The sequence below is a fragment of the Bacillus sp. PAMC28748 genome (genome assembly GCF_014250415.1).
Classification (GTDB): domain Bacteria; phylum Bacillota; class Bacilli; order Bacillales; family Bacillaceae; genus Bacillus; species Bacillus licheniformis.
In genome coordinates this window covers 3632126-3652943 of sequence record NZ_CP060192.1, presented here as the reverse complement: position 1 = coordinate 3652943, position 20818 = coordinate 3632126, and the positions used below count along the sequence as shown (strand labels likewise).

At 47.9% G+C, this 20818-nt stretch carries 25 protein-coding genes and 2 pseudogenes; 22 read left to right on the top strand and 5 right to left on the bottom strand.

Annotated elements, in window-relative coordinates:
• Positions 1-29: 29 nt before the first annotated feature.
• The 3 genes and pseudogenes from H7F26_RS18810 to mciZ form a co-directional block, all read right to left on the bottom strand.
• On the bottom strand, positions 30-377 hold the full coding sequence (locus H7F26_RS18810; RefSeq protein ID WP_003183202.1) for a DoxX family protein: 348 nt from the start codon (positions 375-377) through the stop codon (positions 30-32).
• Between the two features lie 5 nt (positions 378-382).
• The gene (locus H7F26_RS18805; protein ID WP_016885959.1) at positions 383-988 is read right to left on the bottom strand and encodes a TetR/AcrR family transcriptional regulator; all 606 of its coding nucleotides are present in this window, start codon (positions 986-988) and stop codon (positions 383-385) included.
• A gap of 111 nt (positions 989-1099) precedes the next feature.
• Positions 1100-1216, bottom strand: a pseudogene (mciZ, locus tag H7F26_RS18800) (Z-ring formation inhibitor MciZ); the annotation flags it as partial.
• Between the two features lie 76 nt (positions 1217-1292).
• On the opposite strand from mciZ, the gene H7F26_RS18795 reads away from it, so the two are divergent.
• The 3 genes from H7F26_RS18795 to H7F26_RS18785 are packed head-to-tail and all read left to right on the top strand — an operon-like array spanning position 1293 to position 3484.
• Complete coding sequence (locus H7F26_RS18795; protein ID WP_025804832.1) at positions 1293-1850, top strand: NUDIX hydrolase; 558 nt, start codon at positions 1293-1295, stop codon at positions 1848-1850.
• On the top strand, positions 1847-3010 hold the full coding sequence (locus tag H7F26_RS18790; protein ID WP_003183196.1) for a TIGR00375 family protein: 1164 nt from the start codon (positions 1847-1849) through the stop codon (positions 3008-3010). Before H7F26_RS18795 ends, H7F26_RS18790 begins: the two co-directional genes overlap by 4 nt.
• Before the next feature lie 21 nt (positions 3011-3031).
• A complete protein-coding gene (locus tag H7F26_RS18785) occupies positions 3032-3484 on the top strand; it encodes a GNAT family N-acetyltransferase (RefSeq protein WP_003183195.1) in 453 nt (150 codons plus the stop codon).
• Between the two features lie 272 nt (positions 3485-3756).
• Here the strand turns inward: H7F26_RS18785 and H7F26_RS18780 are convergent, their stop codons facing one another.
• Both H7F26_RS18780 and H7F26_RS18775 read right to left on the bottom strand, forming a co-directional pair.
• Entirely contained in the window at positions 3757-4413 is a 657-nt protein-coding gene (locus tag H7F26_RS18780; RefSeq protein ID WP_016885960.1) for a GNAT family N-acetyltransferase, read from the bottom strand.
• Between the two features lie 120 nt (positions 4414-4533).
• Positions 4534-5891 (bottom strand): annotated as a pseudogene (locus tag H7F26_RS18775) (NCS1 family nucleobase:cation symporter-1).
• Positions 5892-6272: 381 nt separating this feature from the next.
• Between H7F26_RS18775 and H7F26_RS18770 the strand changes: the two are divergent.
• The 19 genes from H7F26_RS18770 to H7F26_RS18680 all read left to right on the top strand — a co-directional run bounded on the left by H7F26_RS18770 (position 6273) and on the right by H7F26_RS18680 (position 20808).
• On the top strand, positions 6273-6572 hold the full coding sequence (locus H7F26_RS18770; RefSeq protein WP_003183185.1) for a PTS sugar transporter subunit IIB: 300 nt from the start codon (positions 6273-6275) through the stop codon (positions 6570-6572).
• Positions 6573-6591: 19 nt separating this feature from the next.
• Positions 6592-7938: a PTS sugar transporter subunit IIC gene (locus tag H7F26_RS18765; RefSeq protein WP_003183182.1), complete on the top strand. Its 1347-nt coding sequence runs from the start codon at positions 6592-6594 to the stop codon at positions 7936-7938.
• A 113-nt stretch (positions 7939-8051) separates the two neighbouring features.
• The gene (gene spoIIM / locus H7F26_RS18760; RefSeq protein WP_003183180.1) at positions 8052-8708 is read left to right on the top strand and encodes a stage II sporulation protein M; all 657 of its coding nucleotides are present in this window, start codon (positions 8052-8054) and stop codon (positions 8706-8708) included.
• 118 nt (positions 8709-8826) lie between these two features.
• On the top strand, positions 8827-9276 hold the full coding sequence (gene fur / locus H7F26_RS18755) for a ferric iron uptake transcriptional regulator (protein WP_003183178.1): 450 nt from the start codon (positions 8827-8829) through the stop codon (positions 9274-9276).
• 120 nt (positions 9277-9396) lie between these two features.
• Entirely contained in the window at positions 9397-9621 is a 225-nt protein-coding gene (locus H7F26_RS18750; protein WP_003183175.1) for a YqzK family protein, read from the top strand.
• A gap of 6 nt (positions 9622-9627) precedes the next feature.
• Entirely contained in the window at positions 9628-10518 is an 891-nt protein-coding gene (gene xerD / locus H7F26_RS18745; RefSeq protein WP_003183174.1) for a site-specific tyrosine recombinase XerD, read from the top strand.
• 193 nt (positions 10519-10711) lie between these two features.
• Entirely contained in the window at positions 10712-11896 is a 1185-nt protein-coding gene (gene deoB, locus H7F26_RS18740; protein WP_003183173.1) for a phosphopentomutase, read from the top strand.
• Between the two features lie 20 nt (positions 11897-11916).
• Positions 11917-12723 carry a purine-nucleoside phosphorylase gene (locus tag H7F26_RS18735; RefSeq protein ID WP_035316189.1) on the top strand — a complete coding sequence of 269 codons (807 nt, stop codon included), beginning with the start codon at positions 11917-11919 and terminating at the stop codon, positions 12721-12723.
• 157 nt (positions 12724-12880) lie between these two features.
• The gene (locus tag H7F26_RS18730; protein WP_011198088.1) at positions 12881-14053 is read left to right on the top strand and encodes a D-alanyl-D-alanine carboxypeptidase family protein; all 1173 of its coding nucleotides are present in this window, start codon (positions 12881-12883) and stop codon (positions 14051-14053) included.
• Between the two features lie 93 nt (positions 14054-14146).
• Complete coding sequence (spoIIAA, locus tag H7F26_RS18725; protein ID WP_003183167.1) at positions 14147-14500, top strand: anti-sigma F factor antagonist; 354 nt, start codon at positions 14147-14149, stop codon at positions 14498-14500.
• Positions 14497-14937, top strand: a complete 441-nt coding sequence (gene spoIIAB, locus H7F26_RS18720) for an anti-sigma F factor (RefSeq protein ID WP_003183165.1) — start codon at positions 14497-14499, stop codon at positions 14935-14937. The genes spoIIAA and spoIIAB overlap by 4 nt, the downstream gene beginning before the upstream one ends.
• Positions 14938-14949: 12 nt before the next feature.
• Entirely contained in the window at positions 14950-15717 is a 768-nt protein-coding gene (gene sigF / locus H7F26_RS18715) for an RNA polymerase sporulation sigma factor SigF (protein ID WP_003183162.1), read from the top strand.
• A gap of 167 nt (positions 15718-15884) precedes the next feature.
• Positions 15885-16505 carry a stage V sporulation protein AA gene (locus tag H7F26_RS18710; RefSeq protein WP_003183159.1) on the top strand — a complete coding sequence of 207 codons (621 nt, stop codon included), beginning with the start codon at positions 15885-15887 and terminating at the stop codon, positions 16503-16505.
• Complete coding sequence (locus H7F26_RS18705) at positions 16495-16920, top strand: stage V sporulation protein AB (protein WP_003183156.1); 426 nt, start codon at positions 16495-16497, stop codon at positions 16918-16920. The genes H7F26_RS18710 and H7F26_RS18705 overlap by 11 nt, the downstream gene beginning before the upstream one ends.
• Before the next feature lie 13 nt (positions 16921-16933).
• A complete protein-coding gene (gene spoVAC, locus H7F26_RS18700; protein WP_003183155.1) occupies positions 16934-17383 on the top strand; it encodes a stage V sporulation protein AC in 450 nt (149 codons plus the stop codon).
• A gap of 12 nt (positions 17384-17395) precedes the next feature.
• Positions 17396-18415 (top strand): stage V sporulation protein AD, encoded by a 1020-nt coding sequence (gene spoVAD / locus H7F26_RS18695; protein ID WP_003183153.1) that lies wholly within the window; start codon positions 17396-17398, stop codon positions 18413-18415.
• Position 18416: 1 nt separating this feature from the next.
• Entirely contained in the window at positions 18417-18767 is a 351-nt protein-coding gene (spoVAE, locus tag H7F26_RS18690) for a stage V sporulation protein AE (RefSeq protein WP_003183151.1), read from the top strand.
• Between the two features lie 6 nt (positions 18768-18773).
• Positions 18774-19376 (top strand): stage V sporulation protein SpoVABEA, encoded by a 603-nt coding sequence (locus H7F26_RS18685; RefSeq protein ID WP_003183148.1) that lies wholly within the window; start codon positions 18774-18776, stop codon positions 19374-19376.
• Positions 19336-20808 (top strand): spore germination protein, encoded by a 1473-nt coding sequence (locus H7F26_RS18680; RefSeq protein ID WP_003183145.1) that lies wholly within the window; start codon positions 19336-19338, stop codon positions 20806-20808. The genes H7F26_RS18685 and H7F26_RS18680 overlap by 41 nt, the downstream gene beginning before the upstream one ends.
• The last annotated feature ends 10 nt before the right edge of the window (positions 20809-20818 follow it).

The window sequence follows — 20818 nt, the reverse complement described above, 5'->3', positions numbered from 1 at the left end:
GCGAAGTTTTCAACCCATCGGCATCGGGATCAGAAGTACAGCTCGACGATGATCATGCTTAGGGCGCAAATCAAACAAACCGCGGCAGGGATGGCCGTGAAAAAAGGCTGCCGCGCCCGGACCAGGTGGGCATGGATGGCTCCTGTCATAAGCAGGGAGAATAACAGCCCCGAACCGACAGCCAGATGCACATTCCAAATTCCGCCGATCATGCCAAGCGCTCCGGCGATTTCGAGACATCCTGTAACAGAAAGAAACCACAGCGGATATTCATAATGGCGCCAATGTTCGACTTGAAAAGGAACGTGCAGCACCTTGATTACGCCTCCGGTCAGCATAAATGCCGCCAGCCCTGCTTTTAAGAAAATAAATGCCACCGTGTTCACTCCGTTTCTGGATGCTGCGGATTTACGAGCATTCCGTGGATCAAAAGATCCGTGATTTGTTTTGCGAGACTTGAGGGGTCCTTTGATCCGTCAAGCAAATAGATATCGGCAAGGTGCTCAATCATGCCTGTCAGACATTCAGCAACGGTCTCCATTTCCAGGTCGGATCGGAAGTAGCCGAGCTCCTGCTCTGCTTTCAAGTTTTCTTTCAAGGCGAGCGTTAAATCTTTTTTCATTTCGCCTGCTTCAGGGCTGAGAAAAAAACCGATGCGAGTCAAATCCGGGTCCTCTGCCAAAAATCGAAATACAGCCTCTACAGCGGCCGTTACCCGTTTTGATACGTGTTTTTTCTCGATTCCTTTCTCTAAATGGAACGATTCGATCAGATTTTTTAAGTTCGCGTGAAAGCCATTGATCAGCTCGTCATAGATGGCGTCCTTGCTTGGGAAATATAGGTAGAAAGAAGGCTGAGTCAGTCCAGCTCTTTTCACAATCGTACTCACTTTTGTCTCATGGAATCCCCGGTTTGCAAATTCGTTTGCAGCGACCTCGAGCAGCCGCTTCCGGCTTTGTTTGCCTTTGCGGCCCTTTTCAATTCCCACATCCATCCGCCTCCAAATAATAATACTTGTGAGTAACATTACTCACGAGTATTATTTCATGCAGTCCTTCTTGATGTCAATAAAATTAAGCTTTTGCAGGCGATTTTCTTTTTCAGAAAGCCAATCTTTCACATAGTGATGCGTTCGTCCGTATTCCTTCAGCTTGGCGCGGATTTCCCATGCTTTCCCAGACATGACGATGCGGTCATTCAGGCGGTAGACCTTCATGGCGCGTCCCCCTTTCATGGTGTATGATAAAATGTATGGGATCTAAAGCCAGAGCAGAACTTAGGAGATGATCAAACTGAAGCATTTAGAGGAGAAAACCATATCAAAGGAAAAGCTTTTTTCAGGCAAGGTGATCGATCTTTATCTTGAAGATGTCGAACTGCCGAACGGTAAAACGGGAAAGCGCGAAATCGTGAAGCATCCGGGCGCTGTAGCGGTGCTTGCTTTAACTGATGAAGAAAACATCATCTTAGTTAAGCAGTACAGAAAAGCGCTTGAACGGACGATCGTTGAAATACCGGCGGGCAAGCTTGAAAAAGGGGAGAAACCCGAATATACCGCGCTGCGGGAGCTTGAGGAAGAGACGGGATACACGGCGGCGAAGCTTGAGAAAATCACCGCTTTTTACACATCGCCGGGCTTTGCGGACGAACTGGTGCATCTGTACCTGGCTGAAGAGCTGACGCCGCTTGAAGAAAAGCGCGAACTTGATGAAGACGAATTTGTTGAAGTACTGGAGGTGCCGCTTTCAGGCGCGCTGAAACTGATGGAAACTCAGGACATCTATGATGCGAAAACGGCTTATGCCGTGCAGTATCTGGAGCTGAGAAAGGCCCTGCAAGCAAAAAAATGAAAGAAATATTCGCAGACATGCATATCCATATCGGGCGGACGGAATCAGGCCGGCCCGTTAAGATAACGGCTGCCAGAACGCTAACGCTCGACGAAATTTTGATTGAAGCAAGCGAACATAAAGGGATGGAACTGATCGGCATTATAGATTGTCATTCACCCGAGGTGCTGGCCGAAATTGAAAAAGGGGTGTCTTCAGGGCGTTATACAGAGCTTGAAGACGGCGGAATCAAGTATAAAGATACCGTGCTTTTATGCGGGTCTGAATTGGAAATCAATGATGACAGATGCCGCGGCCCGATTCATGTGCTTGCCTTTATGCCGTCGATCTCCGCAATGAAGCAGTTTTCCGGCTGGCTCTCAGAAAGGGTGACGAATATCCACCTGAGCTCCCAGCGCATCTATGAGACGGGCATCGGTCTTCAGCGGAAGGTGAAAGAGCTCGGCGGCCTGTTCATTCCCGCGCACATTTTTACGCCGCACAAGAGCCTGTACGGAAAAGGAGTCGAATTTTCGCTGAAAGAAGTGTTTGACCCGAGGATGATTGATGCGGTTGAACTCGGGCTGAGCAGCGACACCGATATGGCTTCACACGTATCCGAACTGAATCCTTATGCATTTTTGACCAATTCGGACGCCCATTCTCTTGGAAAAATCGGCAGGGAGTATAATAAGCTGCACATCAAACATGCCAGCTTTCAAGAGTTTTCGCTTGCTTTAAAAGGACAAGAGGGGCGTAGCATTGCCGCGAATTACGGGATGAATCCGCAGCTGGGCAAATATTTTCAAACCGCTTGTGAAACATGCGGCCGTCTGCAGGAGGCAGATGAAACGTTGTGCAAAGCGTGCGGCAGCCGAAAGTTTACAAAAGGCGTCAGCACGCGTCTAATGGAGCTTTATGATCAGGATGAAAGCCCGGTCAAGCGCCCGCCGTACGTTCACCAGGTTCCGCTGCAGCTGATCCCCGGCATCGGCCCGAAAACGATTCAGAAGCTGAAAGAGGCTTTCGGCACTGAAATGAATATACTTCACCGTGTAAAAGAAGGCGATCTAAAAGAAACCATTCGTCCGCAGACGGCAGAGCTCGTGATCAAAGCAAGGAACGGGGATTTAGAGCTGAAAGCCGGAGGCGGCGGAACCTATGGAAAAGTGCAGAGCTAAAGGGGGCTTTAGAGAACAGGGATGGAGTGGAAACTAAAATCGTATGAGGAATTGTCGAAGGAAGAGTTGTATCGCATCATCAAGCTCAGAATAGACGTCTTTATCGTTGAACAAAACTGTCCGTATCACGAGCTTGATCACTTGGATGAGCGGGCGCACCATTTATTTCTGAGCCAAGAAGGAGAGATCGCTGCGTATTGCAGGCTGTTCCCGAGCGGCACAGCATACCCCGAGGCATCAATCGGCCGGGTGATCGTCCGCAAAGAAGACAGGGGAAAGGGATATGCGCAGGCGCTTCTTGATAAAGCGATCCGCTTTTTGGAAGGCGAGTGGGAAGAGACAAAGGTCAAGATCAGCGCCCAGAATCATTTGCGTTCCTTTTACGGCTCCTTCGGATTTAAAGCAATCTCAGACGTCTATATGGAGGACGGCATTCCGCATGTGGATATGGTCAGAACGGAAGAAACCGTATGACTTGCGTTTAGAACCCCGCCTTTCTATAATAGTGAGGTAAAAATTTGACAGGAGAGTGGGGAACATGGCCAAAAGCAAGGCAAGGAAAAAGCGCGAGCACATGTTGAGAAACACAGGCAGAGATGCCGCCGCATCAAGAGGCAAGGCGCCGGACTTCGGCACGCACGTCAGAAAAACGAAAAGCAGGCGGGAAGAGCTTGCAAAGCTGCATATGAAACATAAACGAAAGAACCCTTATGATTTGCTTCATGAAGATCATAAGGGTTCTTTTTTTAGAAGATGCGCGAATAAATGCATGTGTCCCGATATTCGCTCAAATCGTTCGAAAGGTCATCGCTTTGTAAAACGGCTTCAAGCTCGAAACCGAGGCGCTCCGCCATTTTTCTGCTTTTCGTGTTCATGCTGTCACAACATATCTCAAGCCGCTTGGCTCTGACGTGTCTTCTCGCGAAATCAATGAGACCGTTAAGCGCTTCTGTCATGTACCCTTGTCCGGAAAATTCGGAACTGCGCCAATAGCCGATTTCAAACCGTTTCGCTTTCCAGTCCATGCGGTGAAGACCGGTGCTGCCGACGAATTTTCCCGTTTCTTTATGGAAAATATGCATCCGCAAATCGTTGCGCAAAATAAAATCGGCCTGTGCCCGCCTGACGTTGATTTCTACACGCTCTTCCTCGGGGATCTCCCTTGCAAACGGCATCCACGGCTTTAGTTCTGAAAACGAAGCTGCAATAGCATCATATACTGCCTTGCCGTCACCGGCGCGCGGTGCTCTGATCAGCAGGCGCTCTGTTTCGAAGCTGTCCGGAAAATCGAGCAGTATCGGATTCATAAAGTATTCCTCCCGCAGGTGTTTTTCATGAAATGTTGCCACCGCAGGCGACGTGATCCAAAAGGCCTGTCCGTCGAACTCGGCGCCCGTTTGCATCATTGCTCTCCATCGACCAGTGGAAAATTTTTGATAATATGAGTCTATCATAAGCTGCCTTTGAAAAAAAGAGGTAAGAAGAAAAGGCATTTTTCACTAGCGAAAAATCCTTTTTCGATATTACCCGCTTATTTTTCTTCCGCCGCCTTCGTATTGAGCCGTTTCATTTGAAATGGCAGCCGGCGGATGGATGCGCATTAAAAAGATATAGGCGAAGGCAGCGATCAGCACGCCCGAAAACCAGGAGATGTCATAAAGCGGCTTCATGGCGGGGATGTAAGAGCCGATGAGAGATATAAGCGCTCCGAGAGCTACCGCAGCAAAAGCCCTGTAATTATAGCCTTTATAATACATATACTGTCCTTTTGCGGAATAGAGATCTTCGAGGCAGAGGGTGCGCTTCCGGATGATGAAATAATCGGCGAGCATAACGCCTGCGACCGGGCCCAATATTCCGCCGATCGTGCCGAGAAACGAAAACACACTCGCTTCATTCTCCATCAGCTTCCATGGAAAAGTGAACAGGGCCAAAACTGCTGTCAAATAGCTGCCTCGCTTGAAATCGATGTATTTCGGCAAAAAATTGGCCAGATCATAGGCAGGCGAGACAATATTTGCCGCAACGTTTACCGAAATGGCGGCGATGCAAAGCGTAATGACCGAAAGAGCGATCACGTACGGATTGTCAAAATGGGCGAGAATATCGACCACGTCCCAAATCGGCTCCCCGAAGGCAGCCTGTGAGCCGGAGGTGACGGTGATGCTTGCAGAACGAATGTGCCCGGCAAACCGTAAAACTGTCCTCTGATTTGTTCTTTTTGGGAGGCTGCAAACCTCGTAAAATCGGGAATGTTCAAAATGAGCGTCGCCCAAATGCCGATAATCCCCGTCACACCGGCAAGAAATGGCCAAATTAATTCGCTGAATGTCTGAAATTTTCCCGGCTGCGAATAAATCGGACCGAGCCCCCCTGCAATATCGACCGCCCACCACACCATCCCGCCAAAGACGAGATAAACGAGCGGGCCGGCCCAGACTTCAAACCTTCTAATCGACTCCATTCCGTGATGGAGGACGAGAAGATGAATCCCCCAAAAGAAAACAAATGACAAAAGACCCGGTAAATGCAAACCAAATAAGTTCCAGTCGCCGCCGATGTCTTTCCAGCCGCTCCATACGTTTAAGATCAGGATGTTGATCGCCGTGCTTCCCGCAAACGCTTGAATGCCGAACCACATAATCGCTACGAAACCTCTGAGGAGCGCCGGTATATTAGCCCCGTAGATCCCGAAAGAAGACCTAATTAATACTGGAAAAGGCACGCCGTATTTTGCGCCGGCATGTCCATTCAACGCGAGGGCCGCGTAGAGAACAATCGAAGCGACGGCGATAATCCCAAGCACTTGCCACGGAGAAAGTCCGATCGCAATCAGTCCGCCAACCGTTGCATAAGTCGGGATGTTATGGATGCAGCCCATCCAGATCGATGCGAAATTAACCGCTTTCCATGTGCGTTCCTCCGGCTTCAGAGGCTGCAAGTCGCTGTTTGAGAGCGTGAGGTCTGTTTGAATTTTTTCTTGATGGACAGGTTTCATGTAATCCCTCCGGATTTTTTAAGGAAAAATATAACTCATTATCCTGAAAAATTCATTAGATAAACTAAACAAATGTTTCAAGGCGTTTGTTGAGGTTGACTAAACGAGCCGTTTGAAACAGCTATAAAAATATTGATTTTTATGAAACAGTTGTCTATCTCGATCATAGGATAAAAGACCAGGTTGAAATGTTTCTCCGCATCATAATGAAAGCGTTTTCTTTGCGGCGGAGGAAAAGATGAATCCAAAGGGGGTCAATTGATAATGAAGAAAATTTTATTGGTTTGTGCGGCCGGCATGTCAACGAGCCTGCTTGTCAGCAGAATGAAAAAGCATGCAGAGGCGCTGAACGAAGAGGTCGACATCATTGCTCTGCCTGTATCCGAAGCGGGGACTGCCGCGTCAAGCGCGGACGTCGTATTGTTGGGGCCGCAAGTCAGGTACCAAAAGTCACAGGTTGAGGCGAGCGCAGGAGACACGCCGGTCCAGGTGATCGACATGCGAGACTACGGCACCATGAACGGCGAAGCTGTGCTGCAAAAAGCGCTGCAGCTGATGAAATAAAAAAGGAGGGGAGATAGGGATGAGCGGGTTTATGGAGAAGTTTGAGCGGAACGTGGAGCGGTTTTTGGTTCCCGTTGCTGCAAAATTGAATTCACAGCGCCATATATGTGCGATCAGAGATGCTTTTATTCTATCATTTCCGATTATTATGGCAGGATCGATTATCATTTTATTGAATTTTGCCATTTTATCTCCGGACGGGTTTATCGCCAAAATTTTATTTCTTGAAAAGATATTTCCGAACTTGGCTGATTACCAGTCGGTCTTTACGCCCGTACTGCGGGGGTCGCTCGATATTATGTCCATATTTGTCGTGTTTCTCGTCGCCCGCAATTTAGCCATCTCAATGAAAGCGGATGAACTGCTTGCCGGATTAACGGCTGTATCCTGTTATTTTATCATTTATTCACCGTACCGCCTGATCGAAAACGAGAGCTTTTTAACGACGAAATGGCTCGGCGCCCAAGGACTGTTCGTCGCCTTAATCATCGGAATCATCGTCGGTGAAGTGTTCAGCAGGCTATCAAATGCCAAGCGACTGCAAATTCATATGCCTCCGCAGGTGCCGCCTGCGGTCGCCCGGACATTTAAAGTGCTGTTTCCGATCATCTTCATTACGATTGGTTTTGCGATATTAAGCTTTGCGCTGATGTCCCTGTCGAAAAACGGTCTGCATGAATTGGTGTATACTGTGCTGCAGGCGCCGTTGAGAGAGATGGGAACGAATATTTTCACCGTTGTTTTTCTTGGAATCGTCGCCAACTTTTTATGGCTGTTCGGCATTCACGGTCCGAATACGATTGCGGCGATCAGAGAAACGATTTTTGCAGAAGCAAACCTTGAAAACCTCGGTTTTGCCGCTAAAACAGGCTCTGCATGGAACGCTCCGTTTCCTGAAACATGGGCGCTGAATGACGCCTTTGCGAACTACGGGGGATCAGGCATGACGCTGGGGCTTTTGATCGCGATATTCATCGCTTCAAAGCGGCGGGATTATAAAGATATCGGCAAGCTTTCGATCGGGCCGGGAATATTTAATATCAATGAACCTGTCATTTTCGGACTTCCGGTCGTGCTCAATCCAATCTTCATGATTCCCTTTATTATCGTTCCGGCAGTCAATACTGTCATCGGCTATTTGTTCATCAAGTTTCAGCTGATTCCGCCGATCGCATACGCTGTTCCGTGGACAACGCCAGGGCCGTTGATTCCGTTTCTCGGGACCGGAGGAAACTGGCTTGCGCTCGGCGTCGGCTTTCTCTGCCTCGCCATTTCAACGATGATTTATCTGCCGTTTGTGATGGCTGCCAACAAGACTGTGAATACGGACAGGGAGCATTCCGCGGAAAACAGGAAGGAATCATAACTTTAGACGGGGCGCCTTTTACGGGCGCCCGTCTTTTTTTAAAAAAAGTCATGCGGCTCTCTTTTCTCTCATACAATCTATTAAAATCAAAAGCACGTCTGGGAGGAAGATACATGCGGAAGCCCACAATCAAAGAGCTCATCTTTCAACATATGAAGGACCATCTGTCGATCTATTTATTTGTTTCTGTGCTGTTCTTAATGGGTGTGATTTTCGGCGCGGTCATCGTCAACAGCATGACGATCGGTCAAAAAGAAGATTTGTTCTACTATTTGAATCAATTTTTTGGACAGCTTTCCGAAGGAAAAGCAGCCAGCTCAAAGGAAATGTTTTTGCAGAGCTTTCTTCATAATATGAAATATTTAGGCTTAATGTGGATTCTCGGGATATCCATCATCGGTCTGCCCGTCATTTTTATCATGGTCTTCTTAAAAGGGATCGTCGTCGGATTTACAGTCGGCTTTTTGGTCAATCAAATGGGAATCAACGGCTTTTTCCTGTCTTTTGTCTCCGTGCTCCCGCAAAATATTCTGCTGATCCCGGCGTACTTGATCATGGGCACCTGCGCCATCGCCTTTTCGATGAGGCTCATCCGCCAGCTTTTTGTTAAACGCAGCCTTGCAGAAGCACCTGTCCATTGGTTTGGCCGCTACGCTTTTGTACTCGTCCTGATTCTCGCAATGTCTCTTATATCCTCTTTCTTTGAAGCATACCTTTCGCCAGTGTTGATGGAAAAGCTGACAGAGTACGTCTTGCCGAAACAGCATTAATTTATAATGATTATTAAAAAATATTCATTTTGTTTCTCAATTTATAATGATTATAGTTGGCTCTCTGCGCTTGTTTTGTTATAATAAGCTAGGTAATGCGGCGTAGGAGGGAAAGTCAATGGAAACACGTATTGATCGGATTAAAAAGCAACTGCATTCTTCCAGCTATAAACTCACCCCTCAGCGCGAGGCTACTGTAAGGGTGCTGCTAGAGAATGAGGAAGACCATTTAAGCGCAGAAGATGTATACCTCCTCGTAAAAGAGAAATCTCCTGAGATTGGTCTTGCGACAGTATATCGGACTCTTGAACTGTTAACTGAATTAAAAGTAGTGGATAAAATCAATTTTGGCGACGGTGTGTCAAGATATGACCTCCGCAAAGAAGGTGCCGCCCATTTCCATCACCACCTGGTTTGTATGGAATGCGGTTCGGTTGTTGAAATTGAAGAAGATTTGCTTGAAGACGTGGAAGAAATCATTGAAAAGGATTGGAAATTTAAAATAAAAGACCACAGGCTGACGTTCCACGGCATCTGTCATGACTGTCAGCAAAAGGAATCGGAATAGCCTAAACCGGAGAGAACCCTTTCAGCCATGAGCGGGTTCTTTTTTGATTCAGACGTATAAAACTTGTCTCATTTGGCATAAGTTTTAGTAATCGAATCAAAAGAAGGGACCTGAAACCGTATGAAAATGCTGAAAACGGCCGCCGATATGATCAAGGTGTTTGTGCTGTTTACCGGTTTTACCGTCTTGTTTTATTATGCTATGATATGGATAAATTCAGAGTATGAAAACTATCATCGGTATGATAAACCTGAAGGAGCAGCCCTCAAGGTCGCCTCGATGGAAGAGGACGAGCAGGGCAGCTGGTTTAACCGGTTAATCTTTTTTTATTTGAACGGGGAGTAGGATAGCGTGAAAGTTCATATTAAAGACTTTATCCACTACGCCGTTGTTGAACGGGGGCTTTCCCACAACACGGTTGTGAGCTATGAACGGGATTTGAACAGCTACGCCGCCTATTTAGAGGAGCAGGAGCAGCTGAACTCTTTTGACCAGGTGACAAGGCTGCACATCATCCAGTTTTTGAAGCATTTAAAAGACGCCGGAAAATCCGGAAAGACGGTCGCGAGGCATCTCGCTTCCATCCGCAGCTTTCACCAGTTTCTGCTGAGGGAAAAAGTGACGGCCCAGGACCCGTCCGTCCATATTGAATCGCAAAAAACGGAACGGACCCTTCCGAAGGTGCTGTCATTACAGGAAGTCGAAACGCTTTTGGATACGCCGAAGCTGACGGGGCCGTTCGGCTACCGCGATAAAGCAATGCTGGAGTTATTGTATGCGACAGGAATCCGCGTCAGCGAGATGATCGCATTAAAGCTGTCCGATGTCCATTTATCGATGGGCTTTATCCGCTGCTTCGGGAAAGGAAGAAAGGAGCGGATCGTTCCGCTCGGCGAAGCGGCGTCACATGCGGTCGGCGAATATCTGTCAAAAGCGAGGGGCAAGCTTTTGAAAAAAAATACCGAAGACGCCCTGTTTCTGAATCACCACGGCAGACAAATGAGCCGCCAGGGGTTTTGGAAAAATTTAAAGAAAATCGCTTTGGAAGCGGGAATTAATAAAGAGCTGACGCCGCACACGCTGAGGCACTCATTCGCCACACACTTGCTCGAAAACGGAGCCGATCTCCGGGCCGTTCAGGAAATGCTCGGACACGCCGACATTTCGACGACGCAAATTTATACGCACGTGACGAAAACAAGGCTGAAAGATGTGTATAGGCAATACCATCCCCGTGCATAGCCTGAAAGGACAGGCGGTAGCACGGTTTTTCATGTTGAGGGAGTAGCAAATTGCGGGAAGTTTCTCACTATTTCCGTTCGTATTGTCAACTGTTGTGTAAACGGTTTATACTTGGCTAATAGCGGTATTTTGGTTTTTTTATGCCAAGCGTGACAGCCTATAGCTGACAGAAAGAAAAAAAGGAGGCCGACAAATGCCTGCATTTGATTATAACCGCGTATTTTTAATTGTAATGGATTCCGTTGGAATCGGCGAGGCGCCTGATGCCGAAAAATTTAATGACAAAGGCGCAGATACATTGGGCCACATTGCCGAACACATGGGAGGCATCAGCCTGCCGAACATGGCAAAGCTCGGGCTCAGCAACATCCGTGAAATCAAAGGCGTCGAAAAGGCGGAAAAGCCGCTTGCCTATTACGGCAAAATGAAAGAAGCCTCAAACGGAAAAGATACGATGACTGGCCATTGGGAGATTATGGGACTTTACATAGACAAACCTTTCCGGGTGTTTCCCGAAGGTTTTCCGGACGAATTGATCCACGAACTTGAACAGAAATCCGGAAGAAAAGTGATTGGAAACAAGCCTGCATCAGGCACTGCGATTTTGGATGAACTCGGTGCGGAGCATATGGAAACCGGCGCGCTGATCGTCTACACCTCAGCAGACTCCGTTCTGCAGATTGCCGCACACGAAGAAGTCGTGCCTCTCGAGGAATTGTACAAGATCTGCGAGATCGCGCGCGAGCTGACGCTTGACGAGAAATATATGGTCGGACGCGTTATTGCGAGGCCGTTTGTCGGCAAGCCGGGCGAATTTAAACGGACGCCGAACCGCCATGATTATGCGCTGAAGCCGTTTGACAGAACCGTGATGAATGAATTGAAAGATGACAGCTTTGATGTGATTGCGATCGGCAAAATCTCCGATATCTACGACGGCGAGGGCATTACGGAATCGCTCAGAACGAAATCGAATATGGACGGGATGGACAAGCTGGTGCAAACGCTTGACAAAGGTTTTACTGGGATCAGCTTTGTAAACCTCGTGGACTTTGATGCGCTGTTCGGACACCGCCGCGATCCGGAAGGATACGGAAAAGCGCTCGAAGAGTTCGACGCGCGCCTTCCTGAAGTATTTGAAAAGATGCGCGAAGATGATCTGCTCATCATTACCGCCGACCACGGCAATGATCCGGTTCACCATGGCACTGATCATACAAGGGAGTACGTTCCGCTTCTTGTATACAGCAAAAAACACGAAAAGCCTGGGGCGCTTCCGCTCGCAGATACATTCGCGGACATCGGCGCAACGATCGCCGACAACTTTAAAACGAATATGCCAAAGTACGGAAAAAGCTTTTTATCCCTGCTGAAATAGGAGGAAACGACGTGAAACAGATGATTGCAAATGCCGCAGACTATATTAAAAGCAAAACGGAAATCAAACCTGCGGTCGGCCTGATATTGGGATCCGGCCTTGGCGTGCTTGCCGATGAGATAGAAGACGCCGTCCGCATTAAATATGAAGACATCCCGGACTTTCCTGTTTCCACTGTTGAAGGGCATGCCGGACAGCTTGTCATCGGCAGACTTGAAAATGTGCAAGTCGTCGCGATGCAAGGGCGTTTTCATTTTTACGAAGGGTATTCCATGGACAAGGTAACCTTCCCTGTCCGTGTCATGAAAGAGCTGGGGATCGAGACTTTAATCGTGACCAATGCCGCAGGCGGCGTCAATGAATCGTTCCGTCCCGGCGATTTGATGATCATATCCGATCATATCAATTATATGGGAACGAACCCGCTGATCGGTCCAAACGATTCCTCGCTCGGCGTCAGATTCCCGGATATGTCGTCCGCATATGATAAGGAACTGCGCCTCTTGGCGAAAAAAACAGCCGAAGAATTGAACATCAGCGTACAAGAAGGGGTTTACACAGCCGTTACAGGACCTACATACGAAACGCCTGCCGAAGTGCGGTTCCTCAGAACGATCGGATCGGATGCCGTCGGCATGTCGACGGTTCCGGAAGTCATCGTGGCAAAACATGCGGGCCTTCGCGTGCTCGGCATTTCGTGTATATCAAACGCGGCAGCCGGAATCCTCGATCAGCCGCTCTCCCATGATGAAGTGATCGAAGTCACCGAAAAAGTAAAAGCCGACTTCTTGCGGTTTGTTAAAGCGGCAGTCGCCAAAATCGGCTAAAACTACAGCGAAGTTGAAATATGAGCCAGTGCAAGTTCAAATGAGAGCCTGCATTGGCTCTTTCTTTTTGGTCGTTGAGAAATTTTTTCCAACCGATCCGTATAAATCCAACCGGATTGGAAAAAATAGAGAGGATTACGAAATGGAGGTCTGGGTGATGAAACGTCATTTATCCAAATTGCTGATTTTTACGATAATCCTGATGACTGCGCCGTCGGCGCTTGCAAAAGAGAGCGCAAAGAAACCGTCGGAGCTTGCTGATGACGCAAAATCTGCCGTTTTAATCGAGCGGGATACCGGTAAGGTGATGTATGACAAGAACAGCCGTGAAAAGCTTCCTCCGGCCAGCATGACAAAGGTGATGACCATGCTGCTGATCATGGAGGCCCTTGATGAAGGCAAAATCAAAATGAAAGACAAAGTCAGAACAAGCGAGTATGCCGCTTCAATGGGGGGTTCGCAAATTTTTCTAGAGCCCGGTGAAGAAATGACGGTTGAAGATATGCTGAAAGGGATCGCCATCGGATCGGGTAATGATGCCTCTGTTGCAATGGCAGAGCATATTGCGGGGTCTGAAGAGGAATTCGTCAAAAGAATGAATGAAAAAGCTGCTGAGCTCGGCCTCAAGGATACGTCTTTTCAAAATACGACAGGTCTGCCTGAAGAAGGCCATTACAGCACAGCCTATGACATGGCGCTCATGGCGAAAGAGCTTTTAAAATATGAAAACATCACGAAATTTACGGGAACGTATGAAGACTATCTGAGAGAAAACACTGATAAAAAATTCTGGCTCGTCAACACAAACCGCCTCATCAAATTTTATCCAGGTGTTGATGGAGTCAAGACCGGCTTTACAAATGAAGCAAAGTACTGTCTGACAGCTTCAGCGAAAAAAGGAAACATGCGCGTCATCGCTGTCGTTTTTGGAGCCAGCACGCCGAAAGAACGAAATGCCCAAATCACAAAAATGCTTGATTTTGCGTTCAGCCAATATGAAACGCATCCGATGTATAAACGTAACGAAATCATTTCCGATTTGAAGGTCAATAAAGGCCGTGAGCAAAAAATAAACCTTGTCACATCAGAACCGATTTCCCTTTTGACGAAAAAAGGCGAAAATATCGAATCTGTTAAAAAAGAAATCAAACAGAAAGAAGATATCCAGGCCCCTGTCAAAAAAGGCACAGAGCTTGGGACGCTCGTTTTGAAAAAGGATGGAAAGGTGCTCGCTGAAAGTCCTCTTGTCGCTGAAAAAGATATGGACAAAGCGGGGATGTGGACGATGTTCAAGCGGACGATGACCCACTGGACGAAGTGGAGTGAATAATGCCGAACGGTCACTAGTTTTGTCACGGTGAAGGAATTTATAAAGTCTGAAGCGAAACACTCATTATCCGATTTAAACCAAGGAGGAATGAGGATGAGCCTCGGAATCGATATTCACGTCAAAGAATCCGTATTATGCATTCGGTTGACAGGTGAACTCGATCACCATACAGCAGAAACCTTGAGAAAACAAGTCAGTGACCATCTGGAACAAACCGACATTCGCCATATTGTCATGAATCTTGCAGACCTTTCGTTTATGGACAGTTCAGGGCTTGGCGTCGTGCTCGGCAGATATAAGGAGATTAAGCAGCTCGGCGGAGAAATGATCGTCTGCGCCATTTCCCCTGCTGTCAAACGTTTATTTGATATGTCCGGGCTGTTTAAAATCATTCGCCTTGAGCAATCAGAGCAGCGTGCACTTGAAACGTTGGGGGTGGCGTCATGAAAAATGAAATGAACATTCAGTTTACAGCGCTCAGCCAAAATGAATCGTTTGCACGGGTGACAGTCGCTGCTTTTATCGCTCAGCTTGACCCGACGATGGATGAACTGACCGAAATTAAAACGGTCGTATCCGAAGCGGTCACAAACGCGATCATTCACGGTTATGAAAACTCAGGGCAGGGAAACGTATATATTTCCGTCACTCTCGAGGACCATATTGTCTATTTAACGATCCGCGACGAAGGAGTCGGCATCCCTGATCTTGAAGAAGCGCGCCAGCCCCTGTTCACGACAAAGCCTGAACTCGAGCGGTCGGGAATGGGCTTTACGATCATGGAAAATTTCATGGATGATATTTCGATCGACTCCTCACCTGAGATGGGAACCACAATACACTTAACAAAGCACTTATCAAAAAGCAAAGCGCTTTGCAATTAAGGGAGATTTGTTATGGATGTGGAGGTTAAAAAAGAAAACCAGAACACTCAGCTTAAAGACCATGAAGTGAAAGAACTGATTAAAAACAGCCAGAACGGCGATCAAAAAGCAAGGGACCTCCTCATAGAAAAAAACATGCGTCTTGTTTGGTCTGTCGTTCAGCGTTTTTTGAACAGAGGCTATGAGCCTGACGACCTCTTTCAAATCGGCTGCATCGGCCTCTTGAAGTCGGTGGACAAATTCGATCTTTCCTATGACGTTCGGTTTTCCACCTACGCCGTTCCGATGATTATCGGCGAGATTCAGCGGTTTATCAGAGATGACGGAACCGTCAAAGTGAGCCGCTCGCTGAAAGAACTCGGCAACAAAATCCGGCGGGCGAAAGACGAGCTTTCCAAGTCAAACGGCCGGATTCCGACCGTTCAGGAAATCGCCGATTATCTCGAAATCAGTTCAGAAGAGGTCGTGATGGCCCAGGAAGCGGTCCGCTCTCCCTCGTCCATTCATGAAACGGTTTACGAAAACGACGGGGACCCGATTACACTTCTGGACCAAATCGCCGATCAGTCGGAAGAGAAGTGGTTCGATAAAATCGCTTTGAAGGAAGCCATCAAGGATTTGGATGAACGGGAAAAGCTGATTGTTTATTTAAGGTATTACAAAGACAAGACGCAATCTGAAGTTGCCGACCGCCTCGGCATATCCCAGGTGCAAGTCTCGAGGCTTGAGAAAAAGATTTTAAAGCAAATCAAAAACCAGATGGACCATTTTGAAAGCTGAGGCTGCTCATGTTGCAGGCAGCCTCGGATGTCCGATGAAAAACCGGACGCTCTTGGGAGCGTTCCGGTTTTTTTGTGTGGTAATTTATGGTCTTTTGCGCCTTTCTGAATGATAAATGGGATGTACTTCATACTACAACTATAACCATCATATAGGAAGTGACCCAGATGGAACGTCAAGTTTTTATCAGACTCCGCCACCGGCTTGAGGCAGATCCGGATGAATTGATTTTGCTCGGCCATATCGCACAGGTAGCGGGTGACCGCCGATACAAAGAAAAGCTTGAACGGCTGCCTATTTATCAGGTCAGCAAAGCGGATCAAAGCATGGTGGTGCTGGACGTGATGAAGGTGATTGAAGCTGTACATAAATCGTTTCCTGACCTTGATGTCCAAACCGTCGGCGGTTCTGAAACCATCGTGGAGATCCAATATCCGAAAAGGGGTCTGTCGCCCGTGCTTTTCATCGCCGTCTGGCTGCTCTTGTTCGTCGGTGCCGGCCTTGCCGTCATGAACTTTCATGAAGATGTCAGCATGAGGGAAGTGCACATCCTGCTTTACGAAATGGTGACGGGCAAGGTGAACCGCTACCCATACCTTTTGCAGGTTCCGTACAGCATCGGTCTCGGCCTCGGCATGATCTTGTTTTTTAATCATTTATTTAAAAAACGGTTTAACGAGGAGCCCAGCCCCCTGGAGGTCGAGATGTTTAAATATCAGCTTGATTTGGACCATTATGTGGCCATGCACGAAAACAAAGAAACGACAAAGGATATTCATGATCATTAGCGTGATATTTATCATCTTTCTCGGACTCGCAGGAGGGGTTGCTGTTGGATCCGGCTTTGTCGCTTTTCTTACCGTGCTTGGCATTATCCCGAGGCTGACTCAGCTGACGAAAACAAAAGGATTTATCCAGGCGTATGAATGGGCTGTCATTTTAGGCGCGGTTTTCGGAGGATGGGAATCGCTGAACATGTCCCGCTTTTTTTTATCCAAATGGCTGCTTGTTCCGATCGGCCTTTTTGCGGGCGTTTTCATTGGAATGCTTGCAGCGGCGCTAACAGAAGTCTTGAACGTGCTGCCGATACTGGCGAAACGCATCGGGATGGGAGACCGGATTTTGATACTTTTAATGGCCATTGTTTTCGGCAAGATTCTCGGATCGATGTTCCAATGGCTCATTTTTGTTCATTTGTCATAAAAGGAGGATTATGATGTCAAGTTTGAAAGATAATTATCAATCGAAAGTTAAAGCGTATCAGCCTTCACCGCCTTATGTCCTGAACTGTATCAAGGCATTTCTCGTCGGTGGTCTGATTTGTACGATCGGCCAGGCTTTCCAGAATTTTTATATGGCTGTGTTCCATTTTGATGAAAAAACGGCCGGGAACCCGACGGTTGCCACGCTGATCCTGATCTCCGCTCTGTTAACAGGCCTTGGCGTCTACGACAGAATCGGACAGTTCGCCGGCGCTGGTTCTGCCGTTCCGGTTACAGGGTTTGCCAACAGTATGACGAGCGCAGCGCTTGAGCACAAAAGCGAAGGCTACGTCCTCGGCGTAGGTACAAACATGTTCAAGCTTGCGGGAAACGTCATCGTGTTCGGTGTTGTGGCCGCTTATATTGTGGGGATGATCCGCTTTGCCTTTGACAAGCTGTTTTAGGAGGAAAACATCATGAAATTAACAGGAAAACAAACATGGGAATTCGAGAACCCGCTGTTTGTTAACTCAAGCGGAACAGCGGTCGGTCCCAAAGAAAAAGAAGGTCCTCTTGGACACTTATTTGACAAAAGCTATGATGAAATGCACTGCAACCAGAAAAACTGGGAAATGGCAGAGCGCAAGCTGATGGAGGATGCGGTTCAGTCCGCGTTATCAAAACAAAATCTTAAAAAGGAAGACATCGATATCTTTTTGGCTGGCGATCTGCTCAACCAAAACGTGACAGCCAACTATGTGGCGCGGCATTTGAAAATTCCTTTTCTCTGCTTATTTGGAGCATGCTCGACATCAATGGAATCGATCGCGATCAGTTCGGCGTTGATTGACGGGGGTTTCGCAAAGCGCGCCCTAGCGGCAACCAGCAGCCATAATGCTACGGCAGAAAGGCAGTTCCGCTACCCGACGGAATACGGGGGGCAAAAACCGGGAACCGCGACTTCGACAGTGACCGGAAGCGGAGCGGTCGTCCTCAGCCAGCAGCCCGGCGGAATTAAAATTACAAGCGCAACTGTCGGAAGGGTTATCGACTTGGGGATTACCGATTCGCAAGATATGGGGTCGGCGATGGCACCCGCTGCTGCGGATACGGTCAAGCAGCATTTGGAGGATCTGGGACGCACCCCTGATGATTACGATCTGATCTTAACCGGCGACCTTTCAGGCGTCGGCAGCCCGATTTTGAAGGATCTGTTAAAAGAGGAAGGAATCAATGTCGGGACAAAACATAATGACTGCGGGCTGATGATCTATACGCCTGACCAGCAAGTTTTTGCAGGTGGAAGCGGATGCGCTTGTTCCGCGGTCGTCACCTTTGCCCATATTTTCAAAGAAATTGAAGCGGGAAGGCTGAACAGAGTGCTTGTTGTCGCGACAGGCGCCCTTTTAAGCCCGACGATCATCCAGCAAAAAGAATCGATACCATGCATTGCCCATGGCGTCGTATTTGAACGGGCCGAAAGGGGGAACGCTTAAGATGGAGTATGTCATTGCTTTTATTGCAGGCGGGCTGATTTGCGTCATCGGACAGCTCTTGCTTGATATCTTCAAAATGACGCCGGCTCATGTCATGTCAACTTTTGTCGTATCTGGAGCGATCCTTGACGGATTCGGCATTTACGACCGTTTTATCGAATTTGCCGGTGCCGGGGCTACAGTCCCGATTGTCAGCTTCGGCCACTCTCTTTTGCACGGCGCGATGCACCAGGCTGAGAAACATGGCTTTATCGGAATCGGCATGGGGATATTTGAACTGACATCTGCCGGTATATCTGCCGCTATCTTGTTCGCTTTTCTTGTTGCCGTGATTTTTAAACCGAAAGGATAAAGGAAAATGCCAGCAAAACGCAAGGTCATTTTGGTCACAGACGGCGATATATACGCTGCAAAAGCAATCGAATATGCAGCAAGAAAAACGGGTGGCCGCTGCATTTCCCAATCGGCGGGGAATCCGAGCGTTAAAACAGGACCGGAGCTTGTAACCATGATCCTGCAAACCCCTCATGATCCTGTATTCGTCATGTTTGATGATTCCGGACTTCAAGGTGAAGGCCCGGGAGAGACAGCTATGAAATATGTAGCGATGCATCCCGATATCGAGGTGCTCGGAGTCATCGCCGTCGCTTCAAAAACTCATTATGCAGAGTGGACGAGAGTCGATGTATCAATCGATGCAGAAGGCGAACTGACAGAGTACGGCGTCGATAAACACGGGGTCAAAGAGTTCGATGTCAAACGAATGAATGGTGATACAGTCTATTGCCTTGACCAGCTGGATGTTCCGATCATTGTCGGAATCGGTGATATCGGTAAGATGAACAGAAAAGACGATGTGGAAAAAGGTTCGCCGATTACAATGAAAGCGGTCGAGCTCATTTTAGAAAGGAGCGGGTATCATGAGTGCTCAAAAGCAAGAGAAGACGAACGTATTCCTTGATCCTTCTAAGAATGAAGCGTATTTCAAGAAGCGGGTCGGCATGGGAGAAAGCTTTGACCTTGGCGTACGGAAGGTCTTTATTCTCGGACATGAAGTTCAGCTTTATTATGTCAACGGATTGTGCGACACACAATACATCATTCACCTGTTAAGAGAACTGGTGCATCTGAATGATAAAGAAAAAGAATCGGGCGAGGTCGAAGACATCGTCGAAAACAGGCTTTTGAACCAGCAGGTTTCAAAAGCGGAAACGCTTGATGAAGCTGTCGACCAAGTGTTGTCAGGACTGGTTGCCATCATCGTCGAAGATGCGGGCTTTGCTTTTATCATCGATGTCAGAAGCTACCCGGGCAGAACGCCGGAAGAACCTGATACAGAAAAAGTCGTACGCGGTGCAAGGGACGGACTCGTCGAGAACATCATCGTCAACACAGCCCTGATTAGACGCCGGATCAGAGATGAGCGCTTGCGCTACAAAATGCTTCATATCGGTGAACGCTCTAAAACAGACATCTGCCTCTGCTATTTGGAAGACGTTGCAGATCCCGATCTTGTTGAAGTATTAAAAAAAGAAATTGAAGATGTGAAGATCGACGGGCTGCCGATGTCGGATAAATCGGTAGAGGAATTCCTGGTCGGCCAAGGCTACAATCCGTTTCCGCTTGTCAGGTTTACGGAAAGGGCAGACGTAGCCGCAAGCCATATTTTAGAGGGGCATGTCATCGTGATCGTCGATACGTCGCCAAGCGTCATCATCACACCGACCACTTTGTTTCACCATGTTCAGCATGCTGAGGAATACAGACAGACGCCGGCTGTTGGGACGTTTTTAAGGTGGGTGCGGTTTTTCGGTATTTTGGCCTCCACCTTTTTGCTGCCGCTTTGGCTGCTGTTTGTCATTCATCCGTCGCTCTTGCCTGATAATTTATCGTTTATCGGGTTGAATAAAGACACCCATATTCCGATTATCATGCAGATTTTCCTGGCGGATCTCGGCGTCGAATTTTTAAGAATGGCCGCCATTCATACGCCGACGGCGCTTTCGACTGCAATGGGCCTGATCGCCGCTGTATTGATCGGCGATATCGCGATCAATGTCGGCTTGTTTTCTCCCGAAGTCATTTTATACGTTTCCCTCTCGGCAATCGGAGCCTACACGACACCAAGCTACGAGCTGAGCCTGGCGAATAAAATGGTGAAGCTGTTTATGCTGATATTGGTGGCGCTTTTTAAAGTGGAGGGATTTGTCATCGGATTAACGATCTTAACTATAGTGATGACTTCGATCAGGTCATTGCGAACGCCTTACTTATGGCCTCTCCTCCCGTTCAATGGAAAAGCGTTTTGGCATGTTCTCGTGCGCACGTCCGTTCCAGGGGGAAAAGTCAGGCCGAGCATCGTTCATCCGAGAAACCGCTCCAGACAGCCGTGAAGCCGGCATT

What these genes read in the sequence shown, in the direction of transcription:
- H7F26_RS18765 (WP_003183182.1), top strand. Translation starts at nt 6,592, where the DNA reads ATGAGCGGGTTTATGGAGAAGTTTGAGCGGAACGTGGAGCGGTTTTTG.
- H7F26_RS18785 (WP_003183195.1), top strand. Translation starts at nt 3,032, where the DNA reads ATGGAGTGGAAACTAAAATCGTATGAGGAATTGTCGAAGGAAGAGTTG.
- fur (WP_003183178.1), top strand. Translation starts at nt 8,827, where the DNA reads ATGGAAACACGTATTGATCGGATTAAAAAGCAACTGCATTCTTCCAGC.
- spoIIAA (WP_003183167.1), top strand. Translation starts at nt 14,147, where the DNA reads ATGAGCCTCGGAATCGATATTCACGTCAAAGAATCCGTATTATGCATT.
- H7F26_RS18770 (WP_003183185.1), top strand. Translation starts at nt 6,273, where the DNA reads ATGAAGAAAATTTTATTGGTTTGTGCGGCCGGCATGTCAACGAGCCTG.
- spoIIAB (WP_003183165.1), top strand. Translation starts at nt 14,497, where the DNA reads ATGAAAAATGAAATGAACATTCAGTTTACAGCGCTCAGCCAAAATGAA.
- spoVAD (WP_003183153.1), top strand. Translation starts at nt 17,396, where the DNA reads ATGAAATTAACAGGAAAACAAACATGGGAATTCGAGAACCCGCTGTTT.
- H7F26_RS18710 (WP_003183159.1), top strand. Translation starts at nt 15,885, where the DNA reads ATGGAACGTCAAGTTTTTATCAGACTCCGCCACCGGCTTGAGGCAGAT.
- H7F26_RS18750 (WP_003183175.1), top strand. Translation starts at nt 9,397, where the DNA reads ATGAAAATGCTGAAAACGGCCGCCGATATGATCAAGGTGTTTGTGCTG.
- H7F26_RS18780 (WP_016885960.1), bottom strand. Translation starts at nt 4,413, where the DNA reads ATGCAAACGGGCGCCGAGTTCGACGGACAGGCCTTTTGGATCACGTCG.
- H7F26_RS18735 (WP_035316189.1), top strand. Translation starts at nt 11,917, where the DNA reads ATGATTGCAAATGCCGCAGACTATATTAAAAGCAAAACGGAAATCAAA.
- deoB (WP_003183173.1), top strand. Translation starts at nt 10,712, where the DNA reads ATGCCTGCATTTGATTATAACCGCGTATTTTTAATTGTAATGGATTCC.
- H7F26_RS18730 (WP_011198088.1), top strand. Translation starts at nt 12,881, where the DNA reads ATGAAACGTCATTTATCCAAATTGCTGATTTTTACGATAATCCTGATG.
- spoVAC (WP_003183155.1), top strand. Translation starts at nt 16,934, where the DNA reads ATGTCAAGTTTGAAAGATAATTATCAATCGAAAGTTAAAGCGTATCAG.
- sigF (WP_003183162.1), top strand. Translation starts at nt 14,950, where the DNA reads ATGGATGTGGAGGTTAAAAAAGAAAACCAGAACACTCAGCTTAAAGAC.
- spoIIM (WP_003183180.1), top strand. Translation starts at nt 8,052, where the DNA reads ATGCGGAAGCCCACAATCAAAGAGCTCATCTTTCAACATATGAAGGAC.
- H7F26_RS18790 (WP_003183196.1), top strand. Translation starts at nt 1,847, where the DNA reads ATGAAAGAAATATTCGCAGACATGCATATCCATATCGGGCGGACGGAA.
- H7F26_RS18685 (WP_003183148.1), top strand. Translation starts at nt 18,774, where the DNA reads ATGCCAGCAAAACGCAAGGTCATTTTGGTCACAGACGGCGATATATAC.
- H7F26_RS18680 (WP_003183145.1), top strand. Translation starts at nt 19,336, where the DNA reads ATGAGTGCTCAAAAGCAAGAGAAGACGAACGTATTCCTTGATCCTTCT.
- H7F26_RS18705 (WP_003183156.1), top strand. Translation starts at nt 16,495, where the DNA reads ATGATCATTAGCGTGATATTTATCATCTTTCTCGGACTCGCAGGAGGG.
- spoVAE (WP_003183151.1), top strand. Translation starts at nt 18,417, where the DNA reads ATGGAGTATGTCATTGCTTTTATTGCAGGCGGGCTGATTTGCGTCATC.